Source organism: Variovorax sp. Varisp85 (genome assembly GCF_047304045.1).
GTDB lineage: Bacteria > Pseudomonadota > Gammaproteobacteria > Burkholderiales > Burkholderiaceae_C > Variovorax.
In genome coordinates this window covers 26,688-44,326 of sequence record NZ_JBGLYN010000038.1, presented here as the reverse complement: position 1 = coordinate 44,326, position 17,639 = coordinate 26,688, and the positions used below count along the sequence as shown (strand labels likewise).

The window sequence follows — 17,639 nt, the reverse complement described above, 5'->3', positions numbered from 1 at the left end:
AGCCAATTCATACTTTCCGATATGGCATGAGTCCTCTCTCGATGGATCGTGGCGACCTGGCACTGGTGCTGGCCATTCGCGACCAGGGCAGCCTGGCGAGCGCTGCGGCCACGCTCAACGTCGTGCCCTCGGTCATCACCAAGCGGCTGGGCGCGCTGGAGGCGCGCCTGGGCCAGCGCCTTTTCGAGCGCACCACCCGGCGGCTCAGCGTCACGGCCGAGGGCGAGGCGGTCTGCCTGCATGCGCGAGCGCTGCTCGACGGCTTCGCCGCCCTCGAAAGCGAACTCGGAGAACGCCAGAACGAACTGACCGGCACCGTCCGCCTGGCCGCGACCTTCGGCTTCGGCCGCCGCTGGCTGGGGCCGGCGCTGGCCACTTTCCAGGCGCGGCACCCTGCACTGCAGATCGAACTGCTGCTGACCGAGCAACTGCCGGACCTCGGCGCCGAGGGTTACGATGGCGCGGTCTGGCTCTGGGCGGTGCAGCAGCGCCGTGCGGCCGACTGGATCTCGCGGCGCATCGCGCGCAACCAGCGCGTGCTGGCCGCCTCGCCCGCCTACCTGAAGCGCCGCGGCACGCCCGGCACCGTCGAGGCGCTGGCTTCGCACGATTGCCTGGTCGCGCGCGAGAACGGCGATGCCAGCCAGCGCCAGTACGCACTCTGGACCCTGCGCCATGTGCGCGACGGCAGCACGGCGCGCGTGCGTGTGCAGGGGCCGCTGGCCAGCAACTCGGGCGAGATGGTGCGCGACTGGTGCGTGGCCGGGCATGGCGTCATGCTGCGCAGCCTGTGGGACATCGCACCCCAACTCGCGAGCGGCGAACTGGTGCGCGTGCTGCCGCAATACGCGATGGCGGAAGCGGACATCCACTGGATCGCGCCCTGGCGGCCGAAGACGCCTCGGCGGGTGCGCCTGCTGGTCGATCACCTGGTGGAACAGTTCCGCGGCGAGCCCTGGAAGCCGGGCAAGGCCGATACGCGCTGAAGAGAAAAGCGCCGGCGCTCAGCGGCCGTTGCGCACCACGAGGCTCACCCCCACCGCAGTGAGCGCAATGCCCAGCACCGTCACCAGCGTGATCGGCTCGGAGAACAACAGCCACGCCATCACGGCCGTGCAGGGCGGCACCAGGTACAGCAGGCTCGTGACGGCCGTGGCTGTGCCGCGCTGGATCAGCATGTAGAGCAGCGAACTGCCGCCCAGCGACAGCGCCAGCACCGACCACGCCATTGCGCCGCCGGAGTGCAGGTTCCACTGGATGCTCTCCGACTCCAACGCCGCGAAAGGCAATGTGACAAGCAGCGCGGCCGCCATCTGCACCGCGCTCGCACTGCGCACGTCGCATGGCGCGACAAAGCGCTTCTGGTACAGCGTTCCCGCCGTGATCGAGACCAGCGCCATCAGCGTGAGCCCCATCGTCAGCACGCTCACCTCGCCGCCCTGCCCGAGCTTGCGCAGCACCACGAGCACCAGGCCCGCGAAACCAAGCCCCAGCCCGACCCACTGCCGCTGCGAGATGCGGCCGCCGTGGAAAGACAGCCAGACCGCCGTCAGCACCGGCTGGATGCCGACCAGCAGCGCCACCAGCCCCGCGCCCATGCCTTCCCGCACCGCGGCCCACACACCGCCCAGGTAGCCGGCCTGCATCAGGATGCCCGTGGCCGCCAGGTGCCCCCACTGCGCGCGCTGCTTTGGCCACGCGACCCGCGCGAGCGCGACCCACACGCCGAAGCAAGCCAGCGACAACGCATAGCGCACGGCCAGGAACTTGAGGGGTGGCGCATACGGCATGCCGTAGCGCGCGACGATGAAGCCCGTGCTCCAGATCAACACGAAGACCGCCGGCATTGCCCGCAGCCAGCCCGCGTTGCGGGCCGCGGCTGCCGCGGTCATTTGGTGCGGGCCCGGATTTCGGGAATGGCCTTCTGCAGGTAGTACACCATCGACCAGATCGTGAGCACGGCCGAGATCCAGATCAGCCACTGGCCCCAGACGCCGGTGTCGATCACCCGGAACAGGTGCCCGTCAAAAAGCAGGAACGGAATGGCGATCATCTGCACGGTCGTCTTGACCTTGCCGATCATGTGGACCGCCACGCTCTTGCTTGCGCCGATCTGTGCCATCCATTCGCGCAGCGCCGAGATGGCGATCTCGCGGCCGATGATGATCAGCGCCACGAACACGTCGGCCCGGTTCAGGTGCACCAGCACCAGCAGCGAGGCGCACACCAGGAACTTGTCGGCCACCGGATCGAGGAAGGCGCCGAAAGCCGAGGTCTGGTTGAGCCGGCGCGCCAGGAAGCCGTCGAGCCAGTCGGTGGCGGCGAAGACGATGAACATCACCGTGGCGATCAGGTTGCGCATCGGCTCGCTGATCGGAAGGTAGAACACGCCGACGATCAGGGGGATCGCGACGATGCGCGTCCAGGTCATGATGGTCGGCAGGGTCCAGAACATCGCTTGATTGTGTCATGGCGGCATTAACCCCCAACGGGGGTCGCGCCCTCAGTGCAGCGCCTTGTAGATTTCCTCCGCCAGGTCGGAGGCGATCCCCTCGACCGACGCGATGTCCTCCACGCTCGCCGCCGCCACACCCCGGATGCCGCCGAAGCGCTGCAGCAGCCGCGCGCGCCGCTTCGGTCCGATGCCCGGGATGTCCTCGAGCTGGCTGCCGCCGACCCGCACCTTGGCGCGCTTGGCCCGCATGCCGGTGATGGCGAAGCGATGCGCCTCGTCGCGGATCTGGGCCACCAGCATCAGCGCGGCCGAGTCCTTGCCCAGGTAGACCTTCTCGCGGCCGTCGGCGAACACGAGTTCCTCGAGCCCGACCTTGCGGCCCTCGCCCTTCTCGACCCCGACGATCAGCGACAGCGGCAGGCCCAGTTCGCTGAACACCTCGCGCGCCATCGACACCTGCCCCTTGCCGCCGTCGACCAGCACCAGGTCGGGCATGCGCGCGGCCTTGATCTTCACCGGCGCCTCGCTGCCGTCGCTCTCGGCATCGCCCGGAGGCAGGGCGTCGGTCTCGGCCGCCATCGCCTCGGCCAGCTTGCCATAGCGGCGGTGCAGCACCTGGCGCATGGCCGCGTAGTCGTCGCCGGGCGTGATGCCCTCGATGTTGTAGCGGCGGTACTCCTTGTTCTGCATGGCGTGGTGCTCGAACACCACGCATGAAGCCTGCGTCGCCTCACCCGCGGTGTGCGAGATGTCGAAGCATTCGACGCGGAAATTGTCGAGATCGTCCGATGCCAGCTCCAGCGCATCGGCCAGCGCGCGCGTGCGCGCCTGCTGCGAGCCCTCCTCGGCGAGCAGCCGGGCCAGCTGCAGCTTGGCGTTGGTCTCGGCCATTTCGAGCCAGTGCCGGCGCTGCTCGCGCGGCTGGAACACCGCCGTCACGCGCGTGCCGGCCTGCAGCGAAATCGCCTCGATCAGCTCGCGGCCCACCTGCTCGCTCAGCACCAGCGTGGCCGGCACCGGCACGTCGATGTAGTGCTGGGCGATGAAGGCCTCGAGCACCTGCACCTCGATCGGGTCGGTCGCGGCGGGCGGACCACCCTCTTCTTCATCGTCGAGTTCACCGTGGTGGATCTGCGCCGCGTCTTCCACATGCACGGGAAAGTACGGCCGGTCGCCCAGGTGGCGGCCGCCGCGCACCATCGCCAGGTTCACGCAGGCCTTGCCGCCTTGCACCTTCACGGCCAGGATGTCCACGTCCTTGTCGGACGCGATCTCGATCGACTGCTGGTGCAGCACGCGCGAGATGGCGGACATCTGGTTGCGCAGCTCGGCCGCCTGCTCGAACTCGAGCTTCTCGGCGTGCGCAGTCATGCGCTGTTCGAGCTTGGAGAGCACGAGCTGCGTATCGCCCATCAGGAAGGCCTCGGCGCTGGCCACGTCCTGCGCATAGACATCGGGCGCGACGTAGCCGACGCACGGCCCGCTGCAGCGCTTGATCTGGTACAGCAGGCAAGGCCGCGTGCGGTTGGCGTACACCGTGTCTTCGCAGGTGCGCAGGCGGAACACCTTCTGCAGCAGCTGGATCGATTCCTTCACCGCCCAGGCGCTCGGGTACGGCCCGAAGTAGCGGTGCTTCTTGTCGACCGCACCGCGGTAGTACGCCAGCCGGGGGAACTGGTGCGACGCGATCTTGAGATAGGGGTAGCTCTTGTCGTCGCGAAACAGGATGTTGTAGCGCGGCTTGAGCGTCTTGATCAGGTTGTTCTCGAGCAGCAGCGCCTCGGCCTCGGAGCGCACCACCGTGGTCTCCATGCGCACGATCTTCGAGATCATGTGGCCGATGCGGGTGCCGCCGTGGTTCTTCTGGAAGTAGTTGGCGACCCGCTTCTTGAGGTTGCGCGCCTTGCCCACATAGAGCACGGCGCCGGCCGCGTCGAAGTAGCGGTAGACGCCCGGCAGCTGCGGCAGGGCCGCGACTTCGCTGAGCAATTGATCGGAATGCACGTCTGACATGGCGGCTATTGTGGCGCGCGGCACGCGGCCCGGCGCCCGCCTGCGCGCAAACCCCGACGCGGCTGGAATGAAACCTGCTGAAGATAGCCACGGGCGCGAGGAGCGCCCGGTTTTTTCAACATACCTATTCGGGAAATCTGCATGAACAAGAACAACAGGCGCGCCTGGTGGGCGCTCTCACCCATCGCGCTCTCGCTGAGCCTCGCGGGCTGCGGCGGCGCCTCCCGCAATGACGCGCAAGACACGACAACGATTCTTGCAACCATCGCCGCGATCAACGCGGCCAATCAACCGGCCCAGCAGCCTGCCCCGAGCGCACCCGACAACGGCTGCCTCACCTCGACCGGCAACTCCTCCGTGGTGGTCGGCTCGGGAGATGCCGGCGATCCGGCCGCGCCCGAGGCGGCCTCGGGCTACGCGCCGGGGCACAAGCTGGTCTACGCGAAGAATTACATGGTCGTCGCCAACCACCCGTTGGCCACGCGCGCCGGCTGCGACGTGCTGAAGGCCGGCGGCAGCGCAGTCGATGCGGCGGTGGCCGTGCAGGCCGTGCTGGGGCTGGTCGAGCCGCAATCGAGCGGTCTGGGCGGCGGCGCCTTCATGCTCTATTACGACGCCGCGACGAAGAAGGTGCAGGCCTACGACGGCCGTGAGACCGCGCCCGCCGCGGCCACCGAGAACTACCTGCGCTACGTGGACGACGCCACCGACACCAGCCTGCCCAAGCCCGGCGGCGCGCGCGCCAGCGGCCGCTCGATCGGCACGCCAGGCGCGGTGCGCATGCTCGACATCGCCTACCAGGACCACGGCAAGCTGCCCTGGAAAGACCTCTTCAGCTACGGCATCACGCTGGCCTCCGACGGCTTCCTGATCGGCGGGCGCATGACCGCCGCCATCTCGTCGTCGGCCGCCAGCCTCAAGCGCGACGCCGAGGCCACGGCCTACTTCTTCAACGCCGACGGCACGCCGAAGGCGCTGGGCACCCGCCTGCAGAACCCGGCCTACGCCAAGACGCTGGCCACCATCGCGACGCAAGGCGCCAACGCCTTCTACACGGGCGACATCGCCCAGGGCATCGTCGACAAGATCGGCGTCACGGTCGCCGCGAACGACGGCTCGGCCATCACGCCCGGCAAGACCACGCTGGCCGACCTGGCCAACTACAAGGCCAAGCGGCGCGACCCGGTCTGCGGCACCTATCGCGACTACTACGTGTGCAGCATGTCGCCGCCGTCCTCGGGCGGCATCGCGGTGGTGGCGAGCCTGGGCATCCTCGAGACCTTCAACATGGGCCTGTACAAGCCGACCGCCATCGGCATCGAGGGAGGCAAGCCGACCGTGATGGGCGTGCACCTGGTGAGCGAGGCCGAGCGCCTGGCCTATGCAGACCGCGACAAGTACGTGGCCGACACCGACTTCGTTCCGCTGCCGGGCGGCTCGGTCGACACCATGATCAACAAGCCCTATCTGCAGAGCCGCGCCAGCCTCATCAGCCTGGCGAAGAGCATGGGCGTTGCCCAGGCCGGCAACCTGGGCGCGGTGCCGCTGGGCATCGACAAGACCGAGGAGCATGGCACCACGCACTTCACCATCGTCGACAAGCAGGGCAATGTGGTGGTGATGACCACCACGGTGGAAAGTACGCTCGGCTCGTTCCACATGACGCAGGGCTTCATGCTGAACAACCAGCTGACCGACTTCTCGGCCAACCCGAACGACACGGTCGATCCGAGCATCAAGGTGGCCAACCGGGTCGCACCCGGCAAGCGCCCGCGCAGCACGATGGCGCCGACGCTGGTATTCAGGAAGCAGGCCGATGGCAGCATGGGCGAGTTCGTCATGGGCACCGGTTCGCCGGGCGGCGGCACCATCATCCAGTACGTCGTGAAGACGCTGGTCGGCGCGCTCGACTGGGGGCTCGACGCCCAGCAGGCCACGTCACTGGTCGACTTCGGTGCCTCCAACAGCGTGACCACCAATGTCGGCGGCGAGCATCCGAACATCGACGCGACGAACTCGGGCCTCAACGACCCGCTGGTCGCCGGGCTGATCGGACTGGGTCACAAGGTGTCGGTCTCGGCGCAGTCCAGCGGCGTGAGCACCATCATCCGCACCAGCGTCGGTGGCAAGACCGTGCTGACAGGCGGCGCCGACCCCCGGCGCGAAGGCATCGTGCTGGGCGATACCTTCACGCCCTGAGGGCGTTGGCCTGGACGAAGTGGTGCTCGCAGGCGCCGCTCATCGGCGCGCCTACTTCGCCAGCTCCGACACCAGCCGGTACAGGAACTCGCGGCCGTCATAAAGCCGCTGGATCTCGATGCGCTCGTCGAGCCCGTGCGCGCGCGCATCGGACGGCTCCAGGAAAATGCCGCTCACGCCGTACATCGGAATGCCCGCGTTGCGCATGAAGCGGCTGTCGGTGGCGCCTGTGCTCATCGCAGGCACCACGGGCACGCCGGGCCACATCTGCTGCGTGAGCGACTCCACGGTCTTCACAAGGTCGCCGTTCAGCGGCGACGCCGGGCTGCGCAGCGGCTTGCCCATGTTGCGCACCACGATCTTGTCGTTGCCGACCGCCTGGGTCAGCAGGCGCTCCACTTCCTCGGGATCGTCGTGCGGCAGGATGCGGCAGTTGACCGTGGCCTTGGCCGATTGCGGCAGCGCGTTCTCGGCATGGCCGGCCTGCACCATCGTCGCGACGCAGGTGGTGCGGAACTGCGCGCTGTAGGCCGGGTTGGCCGACATGCGCTCGATGACCGCTGCGTCGGGGTTGCCCGCGCCTACCGCGCGCATGTCGTCGGCCAGTTGGCCGGTGGCGAACGGTGCGCTGCGCGCGAAGTACGTCTTCGTGACCTCCGCGAGCTTCACCGGAAAGCTGAAGTTGCCCAGCCGTTCCAGGCCGGCGGACAGCGCATAGATCGGGTTGGTCTTGGTCGGCACCGAGCTGTGGCCACCCACGTCGCGCGCCTCCAGCATGTAGGTGGTGTACATCTTCTCGGCCACCTGCATGCGGTGCAGGTTGGGCTTGCCGCCGCGCAGCTCGCCGCCGCCGCCTTCGTTGATGCCGAACTCCGCCTGCAGGAGCTCGGGCTTGTTGTTGATGAGCCAGAAGGCGCCGTTGCTGAGCGCATCGCCGCGCTCTTCGTCAGCCGTCAGCGCCAGGATGATGTCGCGCTTGGGCTTGAAGCCCTCCTGCTTCAGCTGCCCCATCACCGAGACCAGCGCCGAGGCCATCGCCTTGTCGTCGATGGCGCCGCGCGCGGTGAAGTAGCCGCCGGTTTCCTGCAGCTTGAAGGGGTCGGTCTTCCAGTCTTCGCGCCGGGCCTCGACCACGTCGATGTGGGCCAGCAGCAGCAGCGGCTTCTTGCTGCCGTCGCCCTTGAAGCGCAGCACCAGGTTACCCTTCTTCGGGAAGGGTTCGAAGATCTGGATGTCGCCGGGCGCGAAGCCCGATTCGATCAAGCGCTTTTCCATGGCGCGCGCGGCCACCGTGTTGTCGCCCACCGAATGGCTGGTGTTGATCTCGATCAACTCCTTGTAGATGTCGTGAAAGCGCTGCTGCTGCGGCGTGAGGGCCGGCGGGGTCTGCGTCTGCGCCATGGCAGCGGTCATGCCGCACAGGGCCAGCGAGGCGGCGAGCACGGTTCTCGCTACACGGAAGGTCTTCATCCTCATGGGTTCTCTCTCCGGTGGTGGTTGTGCCGGACAGCATAGCAAGCACCGCCCGCGAACACGGGCACACTCGCGCCCATGCAATCGAGGCAATGGGACATCTTCTGCAAGGTCATCGACAACCACGGCGACCTCGGCGTCTGCTGGCGGCTGGCCCGCCAGCTGGCCGCGCTCGGCGAACGCGTGCGGCTGTGGATCGACGATGCGGCGGCGCTGCGCTGGATGGCGCCCGAGGCTCGCACTGGTCGCGACGGCGTGGAGGTGATCGACTGGCTCGACGCCGCTGCGCTTCGGGCTGCCGTAGCGGGGCCGGCGCCCGACGTATTGATAGAAGCCTTCGGCTGCGAGCCGGCGCCGGAATCGATCGCCCGTTTCGCCGAAGGGCCGGGCAGTGCGTGGATCAACCTCGAATACCTGTCGGCCGAACCGTACGTGGAGCGGCTGCATGGGCTGCCGTCGCCGGTGTTCAGGGGTCCCGGCGCCAGGTTGACCAAGCGCTTCTTCTATCCAGGCTTCACGCCAGCCACGGGCGGGCTGCTGCGCGAGCCCGGCCTGATGGAACGCCGGGCGCGCTTCGACCGGGTGCAGTGGCTGGCCGAACGGCAGATCCCGTGGCGAGCCGACGAACGCCTGCTCTCCCTCTTCTGCTACGAGCCGCCTGCGCTGGCCGCCTTGCTGACCCGGCTGGCGGAAGGCCCCGAACCCACGCGCCTGCTGGTGACGGCGGGCCGCGCCACCCAGGCGGTCCAGGCTTGTTTTGGGGGCGCCCCATCGACCCACGAGCGCGGTGCGCTATCAATTTCATACCTCCCCTATCTCACGCAGCCCGATTTCGATCACCTGCTCTGGGCCTGCGAGTTGAATTTCGTGCGCGGCGAGGATTCGCTGGTGCGCGCCCTCTGGGCCGGCGCGCCGCTGGTCTGGCAGATCTACCCGCAGGACGACGATGCCCACCACGTCAAGCTGAACGCCTGGCTGGACTGGCTCGGCGCCCCGCCCTCGCTGCGGCTTTTCCACCACGCCTGGAACGGCTTCGTCGACGGTGCCCTGCCACTGCCTGAAACACAGGGCCCGTGGCTCGAAACAGCACTGGACGCCCGCACGCGGCTGCTCGCCCAGGACGATCTGGTCACGCAACTGCGGAAACTGATCGGCCAAAAAAGCTAAAATAGCGGGCTTTGCGGATTTCGGCCCGGATCTCAACGATTCGAGATGCTCTCCGCTAAACCTGCCGCGGGACCTGTACCGCGGGGCCAACAATGCCGGCAAGCGTCGCCGGCAGCCCCGTGCACCGAGCGGCCAACATCCAGAGACCCTGTTATGAAAATCGCTCAAGAAATCCGCGCCGGCAACGTCATCATGCACGGCAAGGACCCGATGGTCGTCCTCAAGACCGAATACAGCCGCGGCGGCCGCAACTCCGCCACCGTGCGCATGAAGATGAAGAGCCTGATCGCCAACTTCAACACCGAAGTGGTCTTCAAGGCCGACGACAAGATCGACCAGATCGTGCTCGAGAAGAAGGATTGCACCTACTCCTACTTCGCCGACCCGATGTACGTCTGCATGGACGCCGACTACAACCAGTACGAAGTCGAAGCCGAAAACATGGGCGACGCCCTGAACTACCTCGAAGACGGCATGGCCGTCGAAGTGGTGTTCTACGACGGCAAGGCCATCTCGGTCGAACTGCCGACCAGCGTCGAGCGCGAAATCACCTGGACCGAACCCGCCGTCAAGGGCGATACCTCGGGCAAGGTGCTCAAGCCCGCCAAGATCGCCACCGGCTTCGAAGTGCCCGTGCCCCTCTTCGTGTCGCAAGGCGACAAGATCGAAATCGACACGCGCACCGGCGAATACCGCAAGCGCGTCTGAGCCTCTTTCCCGGCTGACCGCCACCCTCGAAAAAAGCTCCGCAAGGAGCTTTTTTTGTTGATGGGCATGGCAGTTGCAACGCTGCACAATCTCCCAAGGTCCTTCCGTCTGGTTTCCTCATGAACAACACGCACAACATTCACGACAAACGCCTGGCCGATGCCTGGGCCACGCTCCAGTCCCATGCGGACAAGGGCCTGCCGCTCGACCCCGATCCCTCGCGCATCGCCTTCGCCGACCCCGAGTTCCTGCTGCGCCGCGAGACGCGCGGCATCCGCATGCAGCTCGAGCTGATGAAGCCCGATCTCGAGCAGCGCGCCCATGGCATCGAGAACACGGTGGTGGTGTTCGGCAGCGCACGCTTTCGCAGCGAGGAAGACGCCTCCGCCATGATCGCGCAGGCCGACGCCGCTGGCGACGCCGCGGCATCCGAGCGCTGGCGCCGGCTGGCGCGCAATTCGCACTACTACGAGAAGGCGCGCGCCTTCGGCAAGATGGTCGCGCAGTACAGCAACGACAAGGAACCGCAGGACAAGCTCTTCGTCTGCACCGGCGGCGGCCCCGGCATCATGCAGGCGGCCAACCGCGGCGCGCACGAAGGCGGCGGCCTCTCGGTCGGCCTGGCCATCGCGCTGCCGATGGAAGAAGAAGCCAACCCGTACGTCACACCGGCGCTGAGCTTCAAGTTCCATTACTTCGCCATCCGCAAGATGCATTTCATGATGCGTGCGAAGGCGCTGGTGGCGTTTCCGGGCGGCTTCGGCACGCTCGACGAGCTGTTCGAGGTGATCACGCTGGTGCAGACGAAGAAGTCGAAGCCGGTGCCGATCGTGCTGTTCGGCTCGGACTACTGGAAGCGGCTGATCGATTTCGACTTTCTGGTCGACGAAGGCGTGATATCGCCGGGCGACGTGAAGCTCTTCGAATATGTCGACGCGCCCGAAGACGCATGGAGCGCGATCAAGCGCTTCTACAAGCTCTAGACCTTGAGGCCCCAGGTGGCGCGCGCGCCGAGCGCCACCACGCCTCCCACTACCCAGAACACGCCGCCGATGCCGATCAGTGCACCGAGCGAGCCGAACAGCATTGGCATCGCCACGCTCGACGCGTTGATGGTCATGAGCCGCAGGCCCAACGCCTCGCCGTGGCGGGTGTGCGGCGTGATCTGGTGGAGCATGCTCATCACCATCGGCTGCACCGCGCCCAGCGCGAAGCCGAGCACCACCGAGCACACTCCCATGCTCAGCGCCGAGTCCAGCAGCGGATAGACCGCGAACACCATCGCAGTGACCGCCGTGGAACTGAGGATCACGCTTCGCTCCGAAGCGCGCGAGGCGATCACCGGCAGCACCACGCGAACGACCGCCGCCGCGATCGCGAAGGCGCCGAGGATCGAGCCGATCACCGAGGCGCTGATGCCCCGGTCGTGCCCCAGCACCGGCAGCACGAAGGCGTGCACGTCCCAGCTCGACGACTGCAGCCAGTTCACGAACAGCAGGCGGCGGAACATCGGTTCGCGCAGCAGGTCCCAGGCGCGGGTCGGCGTGGCGCCCGGCACGGGCGCGGCGGGCGGTGGCTCGTGCGCGCCGCGCGCGAGCATCCAGCAGAGGATGGGCAGCGCCGCCATCACCGCGAAGCAGATGCGGAACGCAAGCATGTCCGCGGGCGAGCGGCCTGCATGGTCGATCAGCATGCCGGCCAGGAAGGGCCCGACGAAATTGGCCACGGCCGGCGCGATGGCGAGCCAGCTGAACACGCGCTTGAGCTGCGTCGCGTCAGTGGCCGAGCGGCCGACGTGCCGCTGCAGCGCGATGACCGTCGCGCCCGTGGCGCCGCCTGTCAGCAGGGCGGCAATGCACATCACCGGAAAGATCGGAAAGATCACCACGAGCCCCGCACCGACGACTGCCGCAATGACCGACAGCCACAGCGGCCGCTTGAAACCGTAGCGGTCGGCAAAGCGTCCGGCAGGCAATGCAAGGAAGACCTGCGTCAGCGCAAACAGCGAGATCAGCAGGCCGACCGCCGCGGCGCTGTAGCCCTGCTGCAGCGCCAGCAGCGGCGTGGCGAGCCGCATGCCGGCCATGGTCGCGTGCAGGCACACCTGGGCCCCGATCACGCGCAGCAGTTCGGAACCTTTCACGGGGTGTCTTCGGCCTCGCTGTCGGCGGTGGGCGGCAGAAGCGCCTGCGACTGCGCCTCGGGCAGCGCCTCCACCTTGCGCAGCGCCAGGCGCATCTGCTTGGCGCGCGTGTCGGCCTTGTCGAGCGTGTCGGAAGCCTTGGCCACCTGCTCCTTGACGCGCGCGACCCATTCGCCGTAACGCTCGAACTCGGTCTTCACTGCGCCCAGCACCTTCCAGACTTCGGAGGCCTGCTGCTCCAGCGCCAGCGTGCGAAAGCCCATGTGCAGGCTGTTGAGCATCGCGAGCAAGGTGGTCGGGCCCGCCAGCGTCACGCGGTGCTGGCGCTGGATGGCATCCATCAGGCCCGGCCGGCGCAGCACCTCGGCATAGAGGCTCTCGACCGGGAGGAAGAGGATGGCGAAATCGGTGGTGTGCGGCGCGGCGAGGTAGTTGTCGGCGATCGACCTGGCCTCGGTGCGGATGCGCGCTTCGAGCGCCTTGGCCGCCAGGTCGGCACCCACGGCATCGGCGCGTTCGTGCGCGTCGATGAGCCGCTCGTAGTCGTCGCGCGGGAACTTGGCGTCGATGGGCAGCCACACCGGCGCACCGTCCTCGCCCCGCCCCGGAAAGCGGATCGCGAAATCGACACGCTGCCCGCTGCGCGGCTTGGTCTCGATCTGCTTGGCGTACTGGTCGGGCGTGAGCACCTGTTCGAGCAGCGCCTCGAGCTGCACTTCGCCGAACACGCCGCGTGTCTTCACGTTGGTCAGCACGCGCTGCAGGCTGCCCACGCCCACGGCCAGCGTCTGCATTTCGCCGAGTCCCTTGTGCACCTGTTCGAGCCGGTCGGCCACCTGCTTGAAGCTTTCGCCGAGGCGCGCCTCGAGCGTGCTCTGCAGCTTCTCGTCGACCGTCTTGCGCATCTCGTCGAGCTTGACGGCGTTGGTCTGCTGCAGCTGCGCGAGCTGCGTTTCCATGGTCGCGCGCACTTCGGACAGGCGGCGCGCATTCGATTCGCTCAAACCCTGCAGCTGCGTGCTGAGCGTGTCAGCCAACGTCTTCTGCAAGGACGCGAGCTGCAGGGAGAACGCGTCGAGCTGCGCATTCTGCGTGCGCGTGGCTTCGGCGCCCTGCTGCACCAGCGCCTGCTGGAAAGTGGCGAAGGCCTGCGCGGTTTCCTGCCGCACGCCGCGCGAGCTTTCGCCGATGTCGTGGCGCAGTTCGCGCTCGGTGCGTTCGTTGGCCGAGCCCAGGGCGGCCAGCACGCGCAGGACGTCGCCGTGGTCGGACGAGGGCTGCCGGCGGGCCAGCAGCCAGATCACCAGCACGAGCTGGACGACCGCGAGTACGGCCAGTCCGATGAGGATCAGCGAGGTGTCCAAGGTTGCGGTACTGCCTCTGCCTATTTGCTTGCCGAAGGAACGGGCGTCACGGGCGTCAGCGGCCCCTTGCCGCCGAAGTACGCGATGAGGTTGTCCGCCGCAAGGTCGGCCATGGCGCGGCGCGTGGGTACGGTGGCGCTGGCGATGTGCGGCGTCAGCACCACATTGGGCACGGTCAGCAGGTCGGGGTGCACCTTGGGCTCGCCCTCGAACACGTCGAGGCCCGCGGCGGCGATGCGTTTCTCGCGCAAGGCCACGGCCAATGCCGCGTCGTCGACGATGCCGCCGCGCGCGATGTTGACGAGCGTGGCGGTCGGCTTCATCAGCGCGATCTCGGCCGCGCCGATCGTGTGGTGCGAGGCCGGCGAATAAGGCACCACAAGCACCACGTGGTCCGCCGTCCTGAGCAACTCCTCCTTGCTCAGGTAGCTGGCCTTGCATTCGGCCTCGAGCGCGGCGTCGAGCCTGGAGCGGTTGTGATAGACCACCTTCATGCCGAAGCCGTGCGCACCGCGCTTCGCGATGCCCTGCCCGATGCGGCCCATGCCGATGATGCCGAGCGTGGAACCGTGGATGTCGGAGCCGGCGAACATGTCGAAGCTCCACTTCTGCCACTTGCCCGCGCGCAGAAAGTGTTCGCTCTCCGTGATGCGGCGCGCCGTGGCCATCAGCAGCGCAAAGCCGAAGTCGGCCGTGGTCTCGGTCAGCACGTCGGGCGCGTTGGTGCCGAGCACGCCGTGCGCGGCCATCGCGTCGACGTCGAAGTTGTTGTAGCCCACCGCCATGTTGGCGCAGATCTTCAGGCCGGGGCAGGCATCGAGCACCGCGGCGTCGATGCGCTCACTGCCGGTGGTGAAGGCGCCCTGCTTGCCCTGCAGCTTCGCGATCAGCTGTTCCTTGCTCCAGCTCTCGTCGGACTGGTTCGACTCGACCTCGAAGTGCTGCGAGAGGCGCTCGATGGTTTCGGGAAAGATCGCGCGCGCGACCAGTATCTTGGGCTTGCTCATGATGTTTGCACTCAGCGAAAGAAGATGAAGGTGGAAAGAACGAACAGCGGAACCAGGATGGCCACCGACCACGCCATGTAGCCGAAGAAGCTCGGCATGCGCACGCCGCGGCTCTCGGCGATGGCCTTGACCATGAGGTTGGGTGCGTTGCCGATGTAGGTGTTGGCGCCCATGAACACGGCGCCAGCCGAGATGGCGGCCAGCGTGGTGGCGTAGGTGGTCATCAGCGCGGCCGGGTCGCCGCCCGCGGTGTTGAAGAACACCAGGTAGGTCGGCGCGTTGTCGAGGAAGGAGCTCAGCATGCCGGTGGCCCAGAAATACATCGCCGGATCGGGCTGGCCGTCGGCGCGCGTCACGGCCGAGACGACGGCGCCGAACGGCCCCTGCGTGCCGGCCTTGAGCATCGCGATCACCGGGATGATGGTCAGGAAGATGCCCGCGAACAGCTTGGCCACCTCGGCCATGGGGCCCCACTCGAACTGGTTGTCGGCATGCACCTTGGCCGGCGTGATCGTCAGCGAGAGCAGCGTGATGGCGACCAGGCCCGCGTCGCGCACCAGGCCCGGCAGGCCCACCCGGGTGCCGAAGACGTCGAAGCCGACGGGCGACTTCCAGAAGCCGCTGAGCAGCACGAAGGCGACCACGCCGCCCAGAAGCCAGAAGTTGACGGCGCCATCGAAGCCGATGCGCTTCGTGTCGGGCGTCGGGTCGACCGGCAGCACGCCCTCCTTGCGATAGTAGTGGCGGTCGATGGCGTAGAACAGCGCGAGCAGCACGGCCAGGAGGAAGAGCGTGTCGGGCAGGATGTTCTTCGCGGTCCAGAAGAAGTCGACGCCCTTCAGGAAGCCGAGGAACAGCGGCGGATCGCCCAGCGGCGTGAGCGAGCCACCCACGTTGGAAACGATGAAGATGAAGAACACGACCACGTGGACCCGGTGCCTGCGGTTGTCGTTGGCACGAATGAGCGGCCGGATCAGCAGCATCGACGCGCCGGTGGTTCCCATGAAGCTCGCGAGCACCGCGCCGATGGCGAGCAGCCCGGTGTTGAGGCCGGGCGCCCCATGCAGGTTGCCCCGGATGTGGATGCCGCCCGCCACGGTGAACAGCGCCGTGAGCAGGATGATGAAGGGGATGTACTCCTCCACCAGCGCATGCACGAGCTGGGCGCCGGCCAGCGAAACGCCGAAGGTGGCGGCAAGGGGCAGCAGGAAGGCCAGCGCCCAGGCCGCCGAGACCTTGCCGTAGTGGTGGTGCCAGAAGCCCGGCGCCAGCAGCGGGAACAGCGCGATCGACAACAGGATGCCGGCGAATGGCACGCCCCACAGCGGCGAGAGCGTGGCGCCGTCGAAGTCGGCAGCCATCGCCAGGGCGGGAAACGTCAGCGGCAGCACCGCGGCCGCCGCAAGGCGAAGGGGGTTTTTCATGGGGCCGTACCGTACCAGAGGGGTCAGTACAGCCTTCAAGCCGGGGGTTGTTCGATCTCGAAGACCTGGCGCAGGTAGGCCAGGTATTTTTCGTCCTCGCACATGTTCTTGGATGGCGTGTCCGACAGCTTGGCCACCGGCTGGTCGTTGCAGTGGATCATCTTGATGACGATCTGCAGCGGCTCGTAGCCCAGGTCGTTGGTGAGGTTGGTGCCGATGCCGAAGGCCAGCTGGCAGCGGCCGCGGAACTGCTGGTAGAGCTCGATGGTGCGCGGCACCGTGAGGCCGTCGCTGAAGATCAGCGTCTTGGTGCGCGGATCGACCCGGTTGGCGACGTAGTGCGCCAGCATGCGCTCGCCCCACTGGAACGGGTCGCCGCTGTCGTGGCGGGCGCCATCGAAGAGCTTGCAGAAATACATGTCGAAGTCGCGCAGGAACGCGTTCATGCCGTACACGTCGGACAGAGCGATGCCCAGGTCGCCTCGGTACTCGCGCGCCCAGCTCTCGAAGCCGAAGATCTGGCTGTCACGCAGCCGCGGGCCGAGCGCCTGGCAGGCCTGCAGGTATTCGTGGGCCATGGTGCCCAGCGGGATCAGGCCCAGCTTCATCGCGTACAGCACGTTGCTGGTGCCCGCGAGCTGCGGCAGCCGCGTGCCGGGCGGCGCCTGCACTGGCGGCGAGGTGACGGCGCCGAGTCGGGCGGTCAGCGTGCGCAGCACCTCTTCGTGCCAGTCCTTGGAGAAGCGGCGGCGCGTGCCGTAGTCGGCGATCTTCAGGTCGGCGAGGCCTGCGTCCTGCAGCTGGGTGATCTTGGTTTCGAGCCGGCGGCGGCCTTCCTCGAAGTCGGGCTTCTTCTGCGTATTGCGGAAGTACACCTCGTTGACGATGGCCAGCACCGGGATCTCGAACAGGATGGTGTGCAGCCATGGCCCCTTGATGCGGATCTCGAGCTCGCCCGAGGGCTGGGGAACGATGTTGATGTACTTCTCATTGAGCCGGAAGAGCCCGAGGAAGTCGACGAAGTCGCTCTTGATGAAACGCATCGAGCGCAGGTAGGCCAGCTCGGCGTCGCGGAACTGCAGCGAGCACAGGCTGCGCACCTCGTCCCGGATCTGTCCCGCGAACTGCGCCAGGTCGACGCCGGGGTTGCGGCACTTGAAGCGGTACTCGACCCGGGCCCCGGGGAAGTGATGCAGGACCACCTGCATCATCGTGAACTTGTAGAGGTCGGTGTCGAGCAGGCTGTGAATGATCATGGTGCTGTGCGCGGTGTCTCAAACTTTCGGCGTCCGTTTGATTATCACGGGGTGAGTCGGCCTCTGCCTACGGGGCCTGAACTGCACGTCCTACCGTGAGGGTGAATCCCCCCGATGACAGTGATTCCACGGCGAAGCACACGGCCCGCCGGATCAACCTGGCTCAAAGTCAAAGGAGGTTTGCATGAACAAGGACATCGTCAAAGGCAACTGGAAACAGCTCAAGGGCAAGGTCAAGGAGCAATGGGGGAAGCTGACCGACGACGACTTCGACGTCATCGCGGGCAAGCGCGACCAGCTGCTCGGCCGCATCCAGGAGCGCCATGGCATCAGCCGCGAAGAAGCCGAGAAGCAGGTCAAGGACTGGGAATCGCGCGATGGCCGCACGCCGGACGCGCTCTGGTTCGAACGCTATTGAGCAGCTCCTGAA

15 protein-coding genes are annotated in these 17,639 nt (G+C 67.2%); 6 read left to right on the top strand and 9 right to left on the bottom strand.

Annotated features, from left to right (window positions below; all coding sequences use genetic code 11):
• Positions 1 to 26: 26 nt before the first annotated feature.
• Positions 27 to 986, top strand: coding sequence for a LysR family transcriptional regulator (locus ACCC97_RS16480; RefSeq protein ID WP_413333907.1), 960 nt, complete (start codon positions 27 to 29; stop codon positions 984 to 986).
• Between the two features lie 18 nt (positions 987 to 1,004).
• Here the strand turns inward: ACCC97_RS16480 and ACCC97_RS16475 are convergent, their stop codons facing one another.
• Genes ACCC97_RS16475 through uvrC form a run of 3 tightly spaced genes read right to left on the bottom strand, consistent with a single transcriptional unit; the run spans position 1,005 to position 4,468 of the window.
• Entirely contained in the window at positions 1,005 to 1,892 is an 888-nt protein-coding gene (locus tag ACCC97_RS16475) for a DMT family transporter (protein WP_007830697.1), read from the bottom strand.
• The gene (pgsA, locus tag ACCC97_RS16470) at positions 1,889 to 2,455 is read right to left on the bottom strand and encodes a CDP-diacylglycerol--glycerol-3-phosphate 3-phosphatidyltransferase (protein ID WP_007830693.1); all 567 of its coding nucleotides are present in this window, start codon (positions 2,453 to 2,455) and stop codon (positions 1,889 to 1,891) included. Before pgsA ends, ACCC97_RS16475 begins: the two co-directional genes overlap by 4 nt.
• A gap of 48 nt (positions 2,456 to 2,503) precedes the next feature.
• Positions 2,504 to 4,468 carry an excinuclease ABC subunit UvrC gene (gene uvrC / locus ACCC97_RS16465; RefSeq protein ID WP_413314533.1) on the bottom strand — a complete coding sequence of 655 codons (1,965 nt, stop codon included), beginning with the start codon at positions 4,466 to 4,468 and terminating at the stop codon, positions 2,504 to 2,506.
• Between the two features lie 141 nt (positions 4,469 to 4,609).
• Here uvrC and ggt point away from each other — a divergent pair, with 141 nt between their 5' ends.
• Complete coding sequence (gene ggt / locus ACCC97_RS16460) at positions 4,610 to 6,667, top strand: gamma-glutamyltransferase (RefSeq protein WP_413333905.1); 2,058 nt, start codon at positions 4,610 to 4,612, stop codon at positions 6,665 to 6,667.
• A 51-nt stretch (positions 6,668 to 6,718) separates the two neighbouring features.
• Here the strand turns inward: ggt and ACCC97_RS16455 are convergent, their stop codons facing one another.
• Positions 6,719 to 8,143, bottom strand: coding sequence for a M20/M25/M40 family metallo-hydrolase (locus ACCC97_RS16455; RefSeq protein WP_007830689.1), 1,425 nt, complete (start codon positions 8,141 to 8,143; stop codon positions 6,719 to 6,721).
• Between the two features lie 75 nt (positions 8,144 to 8,218).
• On the opposite strand from ACCC97_RS16455, the gene earP reads away from it, so the two are divergent.
• The 3 genes from earP (at position 8,219) to ACCC97_RS16440 (ending at position 10,998) form a co-directional block, all read left to right on the top strand.
• A complete protein-coding gene (gene earP, locus ACCC97_RS16450; RefSeq protein ID WP_413333903.1) occupies positions 8,219 to 9,307 on the top strand; it encodes an elongation factor P maturation arginine rhamnosyltransferase EarP in 1,089 nt (362 codons plus the stop codon).
• A 153-nt stretch (positions 9,308 to 9,460) separates the two neighbouring features.
• Entirely contained in the window at positions 9,461 to 10,015 is a 555-nt protein-coding gene (gene efp, locus ACCC97_RS16445) for an elongation factor P (RefSeq protein ID WP_007830687.1), read from the top strand.
• A gap of 119 nt (positions 10,016 to 10,134) precedes the next feature.
• Positions 10,135 to 10,998, top strand: coding sequence for a TIGR00730 family Rossman fold protein (locus ACCC97_RS16440; protein ID WP_007830686.1), 864 nt, complete (start codon positions 10,135 to 10,137; stop codon positions 10,996 to 10,998).
• Here ACCC97_RS16440 and ACCC97_RS16435 read toward each other — a convergent pair.
• The 5 genes from ACCC97_RS16435 to pncB are packed head-to-tail and all read right to left on the bottom strand — an operon-like array spanning position 10,995 to position 17,209.
• Positions 10,995 to 12,158 (bottom strand): MFS transporter, encoded by a 1,164-nt coding sequence (locus ACCC97_RS16435; protein WP_007830685.1) that lies wholly within the window; start codon positions 12,156 to 12,158, stop codon positions 10,995 to 10,997. The genes ACCC97_RS16440 and ACCC97_RS16435 overlap by 4 nt on opposite strands.
• Entirely contained in the window at positions 12,155 to 13,522 is a 1,368-nt protein-coding gene (locus ACCC97_RS16430; protein WP_007830684.1) for a DNA recombination protein RmuC, read from the bottom strand. The genes ACCC97_RS16435 and ACCC97_RS16430 overlap by 4 nt, the downstream gene beginning before the upstream one ends.
• 20 nt (positions 13,523 to 13,542) lie before the next feature.
• A complete protein-coding gene (locus ACCC97_RS16425; protein WP_007830683.1) occupies positions 13,543 to 14,529 on the bottom strand; it encodes a 2-hydroxyacid dehydrogenase in 987 nt (328 codons plus the stop codon).
• An 11-nt stretch (positions 14,530 to 14,540) separates the two neighbouring features.
• Complete coding sequence (locus ACCC97_RS16420; protein ID WP_413333901.1) at positions 14,541 to 15,953, bottom strand: sodium:proton antiporter; 1,413 nt, start codon at positions 15,951 to 15,953, stop codon at positions 14,541 to 14,543.
• Positions 15,954 to 15,988: 35 nt separating this feature from the next.
• Positions 15,989 to 17,209 carry a nicotinate phosphoribosyltransferase gene (gene pncB, locus ACCC97_RS16415; RefSeq protein ID WP_007830668.1) on the bottom strand — a complete coding sequence of 407 codons (1,221 nt, stop codon included), beginning with the start codon at positions 17,207 to 17,209 and terminating at the stop codon, positions 15,989 to 15,991.
• Positions 17,210 to 17,393: 184 nt separating this feature from the next.
• On the opposite strand from pncB, the gene ACCC97_RS16410 reads away from it, so the two are divergent.
• Positions 17,394 to 17,627, top strand: a complete 234-nt coding sequence (locus tag ACCC97_RS16410) for a CsbD family protein (RefSeq protein ID WP_413333900.1) — start codon at positions 17,394 to 17,396, stop codon at positions 17,625 to 17,627.
• Positions 17,628 to 17,639: the final 12 nt, after the last annotated feature.